Annotated in this window: 1 pseudogene; it reads right to left on the bottom strand. The window is 72.5% G+C overall.

What is annotated here, in order from left to right:
- A pseudogene (locus tag AC5RTT_RS20815) lies at positions 1 to 382 on the bottom strand (beta-N-acetylhexosaminidase); the annotation flags it as partial.

The raw sequence follows: 382 nt of genomic DNA, 5'->3' as shown, positions 1-382 counted from the left end.
AGCTCATGGGCGCGGGCCACTCTGTCAGCGGCGGGCCGAGGCGCGCTACCAGGCCCCCTTCCTGGTCCACCCCGATCATCCCGGGCCAGGGGTTGCCATCCGCCACGGCGGCCTGGGCGAGCCGCTGGTTGATGGCGCCCATGCGGGCAAGATCAACCCTCCCCTGCGGGTCGCGGGGAACGTTGTCACCCATGATGATGGACCCCGCCAGGTGCAGCCGCTCAACAGTGGCCGCGTGCGCCTCCACATTGAAGCCCTGGAAGAAGGGCATCAGCACCTGGCCCGCCTTCTCCTCCGGCGTCATGGCTGCCACGGCCGCGGCGGCGGCGTCCTCGTCGCGCTGTTCCGGGCCCCAGCCCAGGGGCCGGGAACCGGGGTCGGG

This window comes from Arthrobacter sp. Y3221157, from assembly GCF_059089865.1.
This window is presented reverse-complemented; position numbering and strand designations above follow the sequence as displayed.